The organism is Burkholderia sp. NRF60-BP8, assembly GCF_001522585.2.
Taxonomy (GTDB): Bacteria; Pseudomonadota; Gammaproteobacteria; order Burkholderiales; family Burkholderiaceae; genus Burkholderia.
On the sequence record NZ_CP013372.1, the window covers coordinates 1,742,384 to 1,755,402 of the forward strand.

A 13,019-nucleotide genomic window follows, 5' to 3' on the forward strand; every position below is an offset into this window, starting at 1 on the left:
TAATGCCGGACAGACGCAGCAGCCAATGGCCACCCGACGGAGACCGCCATGGAAGCGAAGAACGAGGAAGTCGTCGCACACCTGCTCTCCGACGTCGTCGAATTCGCGCGCGCGCGCCTGCCCGAAGCCACGTTCCGGATCGTCGAGCCTTTCCTGCGTCACTACTACGATTTCGTCGACGCCGACGATCTGCAGAACCGCAGCATCGCCGACCTGTACGGCGCCGCGATGGCGCACTGGCAAACCGCCCAAAAGTTCGTGCCCGGCAGCGAACGCCTGCGCGTGTACAACCCGATCCTCGAACAGCACGGCTGGCATTCCGACCACACGGTGATCGAGATCGTCAACGACGACATGCCGTTCCTGGTCGATTCGGTGACGATGGCCGTCAACCGTCTCGGGCTCGCGCTGCATTCGGCGCTGCATCCGGTGTTCCGCATCTGGCGCGGCGCCGGCGGCGGCATCGAGCGGGTCGACGCGGGTGGCGCGACCTCCAGCGACAGCCAATCGCAACTCGCGTCGTTCATCCATTTCGAAGTCGACCGCTGCGGCGACGCCGCGCTGCTCGACACGCTGCGCGAGGACATCGCGCGGGTGCTCGGCGACGTGCGCGCGTCGGTCGAGGACTGGCCGAAGATCGTCGACATCGCGCGCGCGACGATCAAGGAGATGAAGTCGCGCGAATCGACCGCGGAGGACATCGAGGCGCGCGCGTTCCTCGAATGGATGGCCGCCGATCACTTCACGTTCCTCGGTCAGCGCGACTACGCGCTCGTATCCGACGGCACGGGCTTCGGCCTGCGCGGCATCGAGGGCTCGGGCTTCGGCATCCTGCGCGAATCGCTGCGCACGTCCGATGCGCCCGACGTGACGCCGCTGCCGCAAGCCGCCGCCGACATCATCACCGGCGCGTGGCCGATCTTCCTGACCAAGGCGAATTCGCGCGCGACCGTGCACCGCCCCGGCTATCTCGACTACGTCGGCGTGAAACTCGTCGGCGCCGACGGCAAGGTCGCCGGCGAGCGCCGCTTCATCGGGCTCTACACGTCGACCGCATACATGGTGTCGACCGCCGAGATCCCGATCGTGCGCCGCAAGTGCGCGAACATCCTGCGGCGCGCGGGCTTCTTGCCGAAGGGGCATCTCGGCAAGTCGCTCGTGACGGTGCTCGAAACCTATCCGCGCGACGAACTGTTCCAGGCCGACGAAGACCAGCTCTACGACATCGCGCTCGGCATCCTGCGCCTGCAGGAACACCAGCGTACGCGCCTGTTCGTGCGCCGCGACCGCTTCGACCGCTTCGTGTCCTGCCTCGTGTTCGTGCCGCGCGACAAGTACAACACCGACCTGCGCCGGCGCATCGCGAAGCTGCTCGTCGATGCGTACAACGGCGTGAACGTCGAATTCACGCCGCTGCTGTCGGAATCGGCGATCGCGCGGATTCATTTCGTCGTGCATGCGGAACCGGGCACGATGCCCGACGTCGACACGCGCGAGCTCGAAACGCGGCTCGTGCAGGTCACGCGCCGCTGGCAGGACGATCTCGCCGACGCGCTGCTCGACGCCTTCGGCGAAGAGCAAGGCAACCGTCTGCTGCAGCGCTACGCGGAATCGTTCCCGGCCGGCTATCGCGACGACTATCCGGCGCGCACGGCCGTGCGCGACATCGAGCTGATCGAGCGCGTGAAGGATTCGGGGCAGCTCGCGATGAACCTGTACCGGCCGATCGAGGCCGAGCCGCGCGCGTTCCGCTTCAAGGTGTATCGCGCGGGCGACCCGATCGCGCTGTCGCGCAGCCTGCCGATGCTCGAACACCTCGGCGTGCGCGTCGACGAGGAGCGGCCGTACCGGATCCAGACGCAGGACGCCACGCATGCGTGGGTACACGATTTCGGGCTGGAGCTCGCCGACGACACCGAATTCGACATCGAGCGCGTGAAAGGCCTGTTCGAGGATGCGTTCGACCGGATCTGGAGCGGCCGGATCGAGAACGACGACTTCAACCGTCTCGTGCTGCGCGCGCACCTGAGCGCACGCGAAGTGACGATCCTGCGCGCGTATGCGAAATACCTGCGACAGGTCGGCTCGACCTTCAGCGACGCCTATATCGAACGCGCGCTGACCGGCAATCCGGCGATCGCGCGGCAACTCGTCGAGCTGTTCCTGCTGCGCTTCGACCCGCACATCGGCAACACGCGCGACGTGCAGGCCGAGCGGCTTCTGAAGGCGATCGAAGGCGCGCTCGACCAGGTGCCGAACCTCGACGAGGACCGCATCCTGCGCCAGTTCCTCGGCGTGATCAACGCGACCGAGCGCACGAACTACTTCCTCGCCGACGCGAACGGCGAATCGAAGCCGTACCTGTCGTTCAAGTTCGATCCGGCGAAGGTGCCCGGCCTGCCCGAACCGAAGCCGATGTTCGAGATCTGGGTGTATTCGCCGCGTGTCGAGGGCGTGCACCTGCGCGGCGGGCGCGTCGCGCGCGGCGGCCTGCGCTGGTCGGATCGCCGCGAGGATTTCCGCACCGAGGTGCTCGGGCTGATGAAGGCGCAGATGGTGAAGAACGTCGTGATCGTGCCGGTCGGCTCGAAGGGCGGCTTCGTCGTGAAGAACCCGCCGCCGCCGAGCGATCGCGAAGCATGGATGCGCGAAGGCATCGCGTGCTACCAGACGTTCCTGCGCGGGCTGCTCGACCTCACCGACAACCTCGCCGGCAACGCGATCGTGCCGCCGCCCGACGTCGTGCGCCACGACCCCGACGATCCGTACCTGGTCGTCGCCGCCGACAAGGGCACGGCCACCTTCTCCGACTACGCGAACGCGATCTCGCACGAATACGGCTTCTGGCTCGACGACGCGTTCGCGTCCGGCGGCTCGGTCGGCTACGACCACAAGAAGATGGCGATCACCGCGCGCGGCGCGTGGGAATCGGTGAAGCGGCACTTCCGCGAAATGGGCGTCGACACGCAGACCACCGACTTCACCGTGGTCGGCATCGGCGACATGTCGGGCGACGTGTTCGGCAACGGGATGCTGCTGTCGCCGCATATCCGGCTCGTCGCCGCGTTCGATCACCGGCACGTGTTCCTCGACCCGAACCCCGACCCGGCGACGAGCTTCGCGGAGCGCCAGCGCATGTTCGCGCTCGAACGCTCGAGCTGGGCCGACTACGACGCGGCCGCGATTTCGCCGGGCGGCGGCGTGTATCCGCGCACCGCGAAGACGATCCCGCTGTCGCCGGCCGTGCAGGCCGCGCTCGGCATCGACGCGCACGCGCTGCCGCCGACCGAGCTGATCCGCGCGATCCTGCAGGCGCCGGTCGACCTGCTGTACAACGGCGGCATCGGCACCTACGTGAAGGCGGCGCGCGAAACCCATGCGCAGGTCGGCGACCGCGCGAACGACGCGGTGCGCGTGAACGGCGCGGACCTGCGCTGCAAGGTCGTCGGCGAAGGCGGCAATCTCGGCTGCACGCAGTTCGGCCGCATCGAGTTCGCGCAGCGCGGCGGCCGCATCAACACCGATGCGATCGACAACTCGGCCGGCGTCGATTGTTCGGATCACGAAGTCAACATCAAGATCCTGCTCGGGCTCGTCGTGTCCGACGGCGAGATGACCGAGAAGCAGCGCAATGCGCTGCTCGCCGAGATGACCGACGAAGTCGGGCTGCTCGTGCTGCGCGACAACTACTACCAGACGCAGGCGCTGTCGATCGCGGGCCGCCATGCGGTCGAACTGCTCGACGCCGAGGCCCGCCTGATGCGCTGGCTCGAACGCGCGGGCCGCCTGAACCGCGTAATCGAATTCCTGCCGACCGACGACGAAGTCGCCGAGCGGCAAGCCGCGAAGCTCGGCCTCACGTCGCCGGAACGCGCGGTGCTGCTCGCGTACAGCAAGATGTGGCTCTACGACGCGCTGCTCGAATCCGACGTGCCCGAGGATCCGCTGGTGGCCGCGATGCTCGTCGACTATTTTCCGAAGCCGCTGCAACAGCGCTTCAGCGAGCCGATGCGCCGCCATCCGCTGCGCCGTGAAATTCTCGCGACGCACCTGACCAACGCGCTCGTGAACCGCGTCGGCTGCGCATTCGTGCACCGGCTGATGGAGGAAACCGACGCGAAGCCCGGCGACATCGTCCGCGCGTGCATCATGGCGCGCGACGTGTTCGACCTCGACGCGGTATGGCGCGACATCGATGCGCTCGACAACCGCGTCGCCGACGACGTGCAGGCGCGCATGTTCGTCGACGTCGCGCGGCTGCTGGAGCGCGCGGCGCTGTGGTTCCTGCGGCACCTGCAGTCGGGGGCGGTGGCCGACGGCGGCGTCGCCGGATTGATCGCGCGCTGCCGCGACGCGGTGCAGCGCATCGCACCGCAACTGCCGTCGCTGCTGCCGGCCGACGATCTCGATGCGCTGTCCGAGCGGCAACGCGTGCTGGTCGATGCCGGCGTCGACGCCGCGCTTGCCGGGCGCGTCGCGAGCGGCGACATCTCGGCCGCGCTGCTCGACATCGCCGAAGTGGCCGCGACCTGCCATCGCAGTCTCGAACTGGTCGCGGGCGTCTATTTCTCGCTCGGCACGCTGCTCAACTACGGGTGGATCGGCGAACGCGCGGCCACGCTGCCGACGCCGACGCATTGGGACATGCTCGCGCGCGCGGCCGCGCTCGCGGAAGTCGCGCGGCTCAAGCGCACGCTCGCGACCAGCGCGCTCGCGGAATCGCCGGATTCGACCACGCCGGACACGATCGTCGGCGCGTGGCGCGCGCGCCGCGAGACCGCGCTCGCGCGCTACGAGCACCTGCTCGCCGATCTGCGCGCATCCGGCGGCACCAGCCTCGCGGTGCTGCTCGTGGTCGTGCGCGAGATGGCGGTGCTCGAACGCGCGTGAAGCTCGCACGCGCGGCACGCGGCGGTCACACCGTCGCGACGAGCAGTTCCTCTGCGCGATTCGGCGGGCGCAGCCCGTCGGTACGATCGGCGAAATAGCGGCGTGTGAGATCCGCCGCCGACACGTGTTCGGCCCGCGTGAAACCGGCTTGCGTCGCGAGCGCGCAAATCTGCGCCGGCGTGAAGAAGCTGATGAACGGCGTGCCGCTCTCGCGCGCGCCCTTGGCGGCCATTTCGAGACCCGGGCGCACGTCCGGATCGGCATGCTCGAGCGGCAGCAGGAAGGTCATCGCGAACGTCGAGCCCGGCGCGAGCGCCGCCGCCTCGCGCAACGCCGCCACGTTCGCTTCGTGCGTCAGGTACATGCTCACGCCGGTGGACACCACGACCGCCGGTTTGTCCGCATCGAAGCCCGCCCGCACGAGCGCGTCGCGCCACGACTGCTTCGCTTCGAAATCGACCGGCACGAAGCGCAGCCAGTCCGGCACGCCGAAGCCGAGTTCGGTCAGGCGACGGCGTTTCCACGCCTGAGGCGCGGGCGGATCGACCTCGAAGACGGTCAGTCGCGACGCCATCTCGGGCCGGCGCTGCACGAAACTGTCGAGGCCCGCGCCCAGGATCACGTACTGGTTCACGCCCCGCGCGGCCTCGTCGACGACGAGATCCTCGATGAAGCGCGCCCGCGCGACGATCGATGCACGAAACGGCCGCGTGAAGCGCTGATCCATGTCGCCGCGCTGCTGCCAGCCGGGCCGCGGCGCGAGCAGACGCAGGCCGACTTCATCGGCGAGCACGTGCGGCGGCTCGTCGAGTTCGACGTGCAGCGCGCGCCACAGCGCGACGCGCTCGGCGGTGCTGTCGGGAGCATCCTGATGGCGGTCGGTCATCGTCGTCCCCTCATGCACCGGGCTTGCCCGGCGCCTGCAGGCGCCATACGCGGCCGTCGGGATCGCGCACGGTCATGTCGCGCGTGCCCCAGTGCGTGTCCTCGAACGGCGTGACGACGTCGACGATCGGCTGCGGCTGCACGGCCTGCTCGTCGGCGACTTTGAGTACGACCTGCATGTCGGGCGTCTCGCTCGCCGGCACCTCGGCGATGAACAGGAACGGGCCGTCGCCGCTGCGCAACTGGCCTGACTGATGATCGGTTTCGAACTCCAGCGTGAAGCCCAGCGCCTGGAAAAACTTCGCCGACTTGCCCCAGTTGTGCGTGGTCAGGTACACGGCTTCGATTCGCTCGGATGACATGTCACTCCTCCTTGTTGGATGACCCGGCCCCCGGTCGCGGAGCGGCCAGATATGCACGCAATGCGTCGGCCACCAGCGCGGACAGCGACTGCTCCGTTTCGATGGCGCGATGCTTGACCTGCCGGATCAGACTCAGCGGCAAGTACACGTTGAATTGCTTCACTTCTTCGTCGGTCATGGTTGCTAGTATGCTAGCAAACTAGCAAAAGTCAACCGACGGCAGCGGCGAAAGGGCCGAGAGGGCCGCCGTCGGATATCGGCCGGCCGCGTTACTTCGCGCTGCGCGCCGCGAGCCGCGCGAACAGCGCGTCGAGATCGAATCCCGCCGTATCGATGCCGATCGTGTCGCGCAGGCACGCCGCCCAGTCGGCGGCATCGTCGAACGTGACGGTGCGCCCGGCTCCCGCCGCGTCGCGCAGCGTCAGCACGGTGTTGAGCAACGCCGCGCGGCCGTCCGGCAGCACACGGCACGCGATCAGGTCGTTCACGAAGATCGATTCGGGATACGTGGACGTAAACCAGTTCGCGGCTTCGTAATCGATCCACTCGGCCGGCTTCAGCGAGAAGCGGTAGGTCGTCTGCCAGCCGTCGGGGATCTCGAACTGCATGTCGAATTCGCCATCGACCGGCGCATCGATCACGCGAAACGCGCCGTGCGGCGTCAGTTGCCGCTCGCCCGGCGCGAACCGCAGCGGCGCGGTCAGCGTCGCGCTGCCGAAGCCGATGTCCGCAAGCCACGTCGCGCCGTCGAGATCGATGCGCAGCAGCATGTGCGTCTGCGCGGTGACGATCTCGGGCGGCCGCATCCAGCGCACGCGCGCGATCAGCGGCGTCACGCGAAAGCCGATCGTCGTGAGCGCGGTGTAGAACAGCTTGTTGAGTTCGAAGCAGTAGCCGCCGCGCCGGCCTTCGATCACCTTGTCGACGAGCGCGGGCAGGTCGAGCGCGACCCGCGCGCCGGTCAGCGGATTGAGGTTTTCGAACGGAATCGCCTGCGGATGCAGCAGATGCAGCCGGCGCAGTACGTCCAGCGTCGGTTCGGCCGGGCCGTCGTAGCCGATGCGGGAGAAATAGCGCGAGAGGTCGAACGAGTCAGTCATGAGAACCGGCACCGATGAAGGAACACGCCACGATAGCATCGCGCGAAATCCCCATGTTGTGCGGGGCCATGGTTCGTCGCCGGCGCGCACGATGCCGGCCACCGCATCGCGCACGCCTGCCCGCGGCGTTACGGCAGTAGCTTCAGCGCGGACGACGCGACCGACGGCACCGAAATGCCCTGGCTCGTCGCGAATTGCACGGCCTGGCCGAGCGTCGCGGCAAGCGACTGCAACTGGCCCGGCGCGCTTTGCGCGATATACGACGCGGCCTGCATGTTCTGCGGATTCAGGCCCGATTGCAGCAGCGACGCCGCGCTCGTCGAACCGAGCGTGCCGAGCCCCGACTGCAGTTGCGAATACTGCGTGAGGCCCTGCCCCAGCGACGCGAGGCCGTTGCTGAACGCCTGCTTGTCGATCGGGCCGTGCGTGGCGCCGCCGCTCGCGAATGCCTGGCCGAGCGCCTGCGACACCGATTGCTGCGCGCCGCCCATCTGCGACAGCGTGGCCGGCGACAGCGCATCGCCGCCGGACAGCTGGCTCGCGGCCTGCTGCGCTTGTCCGGCCGCCCCCGTCAGCCCCATCGCCGACGCGAGCGACGACTGACCGTTCAGCACCTGCTGGTTCGCACCGACATAGGCCTGCAGCAACTGCGCGACACCGCCCTGCGCAGGCGCGGCCTGCTGCTGCCCGCCGCCGAGCAGCGACGCGCCGATCGACTGCAGGTCGAGCTGCGCGTGCGCGGCGCCGCTCACCAGGATGCCGAACGCGATGCCTGCCGAGGCCAGATGCCGGCCCGTCGCGCGAATGTGCTTCATGTGTTTCCCTCGTGCCCGAATGATCGAGGCGATATTGTCGAAGCGCGTCGCGCGCCGCCGCAACGACTGAAACACATCGAAACGAAATCGGGCCACGCCGCCGCTTGCAATTCGGCGGCCGACAGGCCCCGTCGCGCAGATTCCCGTGCGGTTGCCGCGCGATGCCGCGCACGTCCCGCGATTCTTTCTCCGGTTGCATCAATGGACGCCAGCCCCGGCCTGCGCCGGCGACGCGACGCAACGCGTCCGCCGCGCGCTTCGCGTCGAGCGATGCAAACGAAACGGGCAGCCCGTCGCCGCCCGTTTCGTCACCCGTTTCGCCGCCCGGCTTACGGGCTGCCTGCCGGCCGCGGTATTACGCTGCCATCCACGCCGGCACCCGCCGGGCCACCCAGTCGGCCGCCTGCTCGTAGCCGCGCGCAAGCTGCAGCACGGCGAGATCGGCGCGCGGACGACCGATCAGTTGCATCCCCATCGGCAAGCCCGCGTCGTTGAAACCGACCGGCACGTTGATCACCGGGCAGCCGGCCAGCGTCCACGGCACGACCGTTTCCATCCAGCGGTGATAGGTGTCCATCGCGCGGCCCGCGATCTCCTTCGGCCAGCGCTGGTCGACGTCGAACGGGAAGACCTGCGCGGTCGGCGCCGCGATGAAGTCGTAACGATCGAAGAAGCTCAGCGCCGCCTGATGCCACGCGGTTCGTTCAACGCTCGCGTCGAACACCGCCGCGCCCTGCATCGCGAGCAACCCCTCGACCTCGTAGATCGCCTCGGGCTTCAGCAGCGCGCGCCGCGCCGGGTCGCGATAGTGCGCGAGCAGCCCGCCGCCCGACAACAGGTGCCGGTGCACGAGCCACAGGCGCCAGATCCGGTCGGGCGCGAACGCCGGCAGCGCCGCATCGACGTCGCAGCCGATCTCGCGCAGCGTCGCCAGCCCATGCTCGCACTGCGCGAGCACGCCGGCCTCGGTCGCGAGATAGCCGTTCCAGTCGCCGACCCACGCGACGCGCTTGCCGCGCAGATCCGCGTCGAGCGGCTGCGCGAACGCCGCCGGATCTTCCGCGAGCGACAGCGGATCGTTGCGGTCGTAGCCGGCCTGGATCGCGAGCAGTTGCGCGACGTCGCCGACCGTGCGGCCCATCGGCCCTTCGATGCCGAGCTGCTGCATGAACACGTCGACGCCCGGCCAGCGCGGCACGCGGCCTTGCGACGGACGGAAGCCGTAGATGTTGCAGAACGCGGCCGGATTACGCAGCGAACCGCCGAAATCGCTGCCGTCCGCCACCGGCAGCATCCGCGACGCGAGCGCCGCCGCCGTGCCGCCGCTGCTGCCGCCCGCGCTCTTCGTCAGGTCGTACGGGTTGCGCGTCGCGCCATAAACCTCGTTGAACGTGTGCGAACCGAGCCCGAACTCGGGCGTATTGGTCTTGCCGATGAAGATCGCGCCGGCCGCGCGCATCCGCGCGACGCCGACGGAGTCGGCCTGCGGCACGTTCTCGCGGAAGATCGGCGAACCGTAGGTCGTGCGCAGCCCCTTCGTCATCGCCAGATCCTTCGGCGCTTGCGGCATCCCGTGCAGCCAGCCGCGGTACTCGCCGCGCGCCAGCTCCGCGTCCTTTTGCGCGGCTTCCGCCAGCAGCGCATCGCGCTCGCGCAGCGCGACGATCGCGTTGACCGCGCCATTCACGCGCTCCATGTGATCGAGATACGCACGCATCGTCTCGACGCACGAGACCGCCTTGCCGCGGATCGCCGACGCGAGCTCGCCGGCCGACAGGCGCACGATCGGATCGACGGAAATGGAAGCGGGAGCGAGAAACTGCGGGGCGCCGTGCGGCATGCGGGTCTCCTGGGATGCGGTATCGGATGGCGCGCCGCCGGGCGGCGGCCGACGCTCTACTCTACGCGACGCGCCCCGTACGACCTCCGATATTTTGCGGCGCAATTCATTGCGGATCCGACTGAATCGCGCTCGCGGCGAGAGTCCGCACCGACCGGCCGGGGCCGGTGCTAGCGCTCGCTGCCATTTATGCGCATAAACTTAAATTTCTTATATTTTTAATTGGTGCGTCACGAGGCTGCGTGCGTTAACGACATTTTTATGCGGCCGGCCGATCTCTTTAGATCGTTTCGTCCTGCCGCCCGCTACGCTGGAAGCACTTCGTTTCCGGGTTCATCGTCCATGCTCAAGCTGCTGGTTCCGGTCGGCCATTCGCCGCGCTCGCTTCAGGCCGTTCGGCACGCAACGTTTCTGTATCGCGAGCGCTGCGCGTCGGAGGTCGTGCTGATCAACGTGCAGGCACCGCTCGAATCGACGCGGCTCGAAGCTTATTACCCGCTGGCGCGGTTGCGCGCGATCGAGACACGATTCGCGACCGACGATCTCGCGATGGCCGAGCGGCTCCTGCGCGATGCGGACGTGAAATACAGCGTCGTGATGAAGGTCGGGCCGGTAGCCGATACGATCGCGGCCACGGCAGCCGAAACCGGGTGCGACGAGATCGTCGTGACCGTGCCGGGACGCGATCCGCTGCACGCGTTGATGTCGGTGTTTCGGCGCAGCGTGACGGCCCGGCTGTTGCGGATTTCGAATGTGCCGGTGACGGCGGTGCAATGACGGGAACGGCGCGTCACGCGTGCGCATCGTGCGCACGCCGTCGCGCGGTCAATCGATGACCTTGCGCCAGAACACGAAATAGGCGGCTGCCGAAGACGCCAGCAGCAGGATGGCCCACATCGGAGCAAGACTGATCAGGACGGACGAGACGTTCAACATTTGGATTCCTCACTATTTCGACAGCGATCTTCAACACCTGCCTGCTTGCCGGACCCGATGCGTCGACCTGCATCGCGTTCCGTCAAATCATGCATTCATGCTATCGCTTTGAACGGCCGTGCGACCGCCGCCGCCGGCCCGCACCCTGACATTCGTCAAACTCGCGCGCATTGCCCGCCCATCGCACGGCGACGGAAAAACAGGACAGGATCGTCCTGCCTCGCCGCCGCTTTCAGCAGACGTTTACCGGGGGAAGCCCCAAGTGCTTCGTCGAACGTGTCCGCGTTACGCTTGAGCAACGAGGAGACGAATCATGAGACGAGCCGTACATATCGCCGTTTTCGCCCTGCTGGCCTATCTCATCGGCGATCGCGCGATCCTGCACGCGCAGGGCCGAGACGCCAGCCCGCTCGCGTGCGAGCAAGGCGCCGCGCAGGTGAGGGCCGATGCGCTCGGTCGCGGCTTCGGCGAAACCGCCGCCGGCAGCCAGAGCGAGGCCTTCATGTCGGGCTGCCTGGTGACGGGACGGAGCGATCAGGACGTCGCGATGGCCGCCCGCTGACGCGTATCATCCGGCGGCGAGCCGGCTACGCCCGACGTCGCGAGCACGGGTGTCGGTTCACGCTGCGTGCCCCACTGCCCCGATACGGACGCCACCGTCCACCCTCCCTGCCCCGTTAGCCCGACATGACCGATCCGAACACCGCGTTGATCCAGCGCTTCTACACGGCCTTCCAGCAGCGCGACATCGACGCGATGCTCGCGTGCTATGCCGACGACGTCGTCTTCAGCGATCCCGCATTCGGCGAACTGCGCGGCGAACTCGCGCACGACATGTGGCGGATGCTGGTCGCGCGGGCCCAGGCGTTCTCGCTGACGTTCGGCGAAGTCGCCGCGGACGACCAGGCCGGGCGCGCGACGTGGAGCGCGCACTACCGGTTCGCCGCGACCGGACGGAGCGTGGTCAACCGGATCGACGCGCGTTTCCGGTTTCGCGACGGACGCATCGTCGAACATCGCGACCATTTCGACCTGTGGCGCTGGGCCCGTCAGGCGCTCGGGATGAAAGGCGCCCTGCTCGGCTGGACGCCTTTCATGCAGCGCGCGATCCGCGCGCAGGCACGGAAAAATCTCGACGCGTATCGCGCCAAACGGACATGAGCCGCGGCCGCTCCGCTACGGCTTCATCGTCGCGTTGATCAGGTCGTAGGCCATGTCCGGCGCCACGCCGTCCGGGTTCTCGAGGCCGTTCTGGCGATACCAGCTTTCATCGGCCTCCGGATGCGGACCGGCCAGGCCGACGCGCCCTTTGCCGTAGCGGTACGTGGCGGCCGCGATGTCCTTGTTCGGGTAGATCGCCAGCACGATCCCGCCGGAGCCGAGCGGCGCGACCGGGAGCCGCGCGCCGTCCTGATAGTAGATCCAGCGTTTTTTCCCGCGCCAGACGACCGGCGTCACCGTATCGGCGGTGCCGTGAAGCGTCGAGCCTGGCCGGTCGACCTCGGAGTCGATATCGCCGGCAACCAGCCCGAAACCCTGCTCGCCGGCCAGGTAGGCACCCATGCACAGTCCGAGATATCGGCCGCCGTTCGCTACGTAATGCCGCACGGCCCTGATTGCGGGGCGGCCGATGCTGGCTGCCGCGCCGGGAATATCCTGCCCGCCGCCGGGCTGCACATAGAGCGCCGCACCGGCCAGCGCGGCGGGCGTGATCTCGAGCTTTTCCGCCGGCCCCACGTAGATCACGCGGAACCGGTAGTCCGATTCCCGCAGGCGTCTGGCGATGGTTTCGGGGCACCCGTCGCACGCGGCAGGCCCGCGATAGACCAGCGCGACCGGCTGGCTCGCCGCGTCGCGCGCCGTGTTGCGCGCTGGGTCGCCGGGCGTGGCCGCGTGAACGGCCGGCGACGCGACGAGCGCCACCATCAGGAAAATCGCGTCTATCGAGCGCATGTCGTGGATCGCCGGAGTCAAGGAAATCGCTGCCGCCCGGGCCGAATCGACGGGCGCGCGACCGCTTTCGCCTCCCGTTCCGACACCCGACTGCACGTTGCGTGACAGCGAGCGTAACGGCCCGAACGCGCCCCGTGTGTACCGTTTCCTGCGGGCTTGTGCAGATATGTGCGACATCGGGGACCTGAACCGACACCCTGCACCCGGCCGCCCGGCCGCGCCCGACAAGGCCGGCTCC

11 protein-coding genes are annotated in these 13,019 nt (G+C 68.3%); 4 read left to right on the forward strand and 7 right to left on the reverse strand.

The genetic code is table 11. The features are described from left to right. Window positions 1-48: 48 nt before the first annotated feature. Window positions 49-4,890 carry an NAD-glutamate dehydrogenase gene (locus tag WS54_RS08145; protein WP_059783076.1) on the forward strand — a complete coding sequence of 1,614 codons (4,842 nt, stop codon included), beginning with the start codon at window positions 49-51 and terminating at the stop codon, window positions 4,888-4,890. Window positions 4,891-4,915: 25 nt separating this feature from the next. On the opposite strand, the gene WS54_RS08150 is transcribed toward WS54_RS08145, so the two are convergent. The 6 genes from WS54_RS08150 to WS54_RS08175 form a co-directional block, all read right to left on the reverse strand. Next, entirely contained in the window at window positions 4,916-5,776 is an 861-nt protein-coding gene (locus tag WS54_RS08150; protein WP_034204603.1) for a class I SAM-dependent methyltransferase, read from the reverse strand. Window positions 5,777-5,786: 10 nt separating this feature from the next. Continuing rightward, window positions 5,787-6,137: a VOC family protein gene (locus WS54_RS08155; RefSeq protein WP_034204602.1), complete on the reverse strand. Its 351-nt coding sequence runs from the start codon at window positions 6,135-6,137 to the stop codon at window positions 5,787-5,789. A 1-nt stretch (window position 6,138) separates the two neighbouring features. Continuing rightward, complete coding sequence (locus WS54_RS08160; RefSeq protein WP_034204601.1) at window positions 6,139-6,315, reverse strand: ribbon-helix-helix protein, CopG family; 177 nt, start codon at window positions 6,313-6,315, stop codon at window positions 6,139-6,141. Window positions 6,316-6,406: 91 nt separating this feature from the next. After that, entirely contained in the window at window positions 6,407-7,237 is an 831-nt protein-coding gene (locus tag WS54_RS08165) for an arylamine N-acetyltransferase family protein (RefSeq protein ID WP_059783074.1), read from the reverse strand. A 128-nt stretch (window positions 7,238-7,365) separates the two neighbouring features. Further along, window positions 7,366-8,052, reverse strand: a complete 687-nt coding sequence (locus WS54_RS08170) for a hypothetical protein (RefSeq protein WP_034204599.1) — start codon at window positions 8,050-8,052, stop codon at window positions 7,366-7,368. A 355-nt stretch (window positions 8,053-8,407) separates the two neighbouring features. Further along, complete coding sequence (locus WS54_RS08175) at window positions 8,408-9,892, reverse strand: amidase (RefSeq protein ID WP_059783073.1); 1,485 nt, start codon at window positions 9,890-9,892, stop codon at window positions 8,408-8,410. Between the two features lie 342 nt (window positions 9,893-10,234). On the opposite strand from WS54_RS08175, the gene WS54_RS08180 reads away from it, so the two are divergent. The 3 genes from WS54_RS08180 to WS54_RS08190 all read left to right on the forward strand — a co-directional run bounded on the left by WS54_RS08180 (window position 10,235) and on the right by WS54_RS08190 (window position 11,989). After that, window positions 10,235-10,669: a universal stress protein gene (locus WS54_RS08180; RefSeq protein ID WP_059783070.1), complete on the forward strand. Its 435-nt coding sequence runs from the start codon at window positions 10,235-10,237 to the stop codon at window positions 10,667-10,669. Window positions 10,670-11,141: 472 nt separating this feature from the next. Further along, window positions 11,142-11,390: a hypothetical protein gene (locus tag WS54_RS08185; protein ID WP_034204596.1), complete on the forward strand. Its 249-nt coding sequence runs from the start codon at window positions 11,142-11,144 to the stop codon at window positions 11,388-11,390. Window positions 11,391-11,515: 125 nt separating this feature from the next. Beyond that, window positions 11,516-11,989, forward strand: coding sequence for a nuclear transport factor 2 family protein (locus WS54_RS08190; RefSeq protein WP_059783068.1), 474 nt, complete (start codon window positions 11,516-11,518; stop codon window positions 11,987-11,989). Between the two features lie 15 nt (window positions 11,990-12,004). Here the strand turns inward: WS54_RS08190 and WS54_RS08195 are convergent, their stop codons facing one another. Further along, a complete protein-coding gene (locus WS54_RS08195; protein ID WP_236872705.1) occupies window positions 12,005-12,802 on the reverse strand; it encodes a BPL-N domain-containing protein in 798 nt (265 codons plus the stop codon). Between the last annotated feature and the right edge of the window lie 217 nt (window positions 12,803-13,019).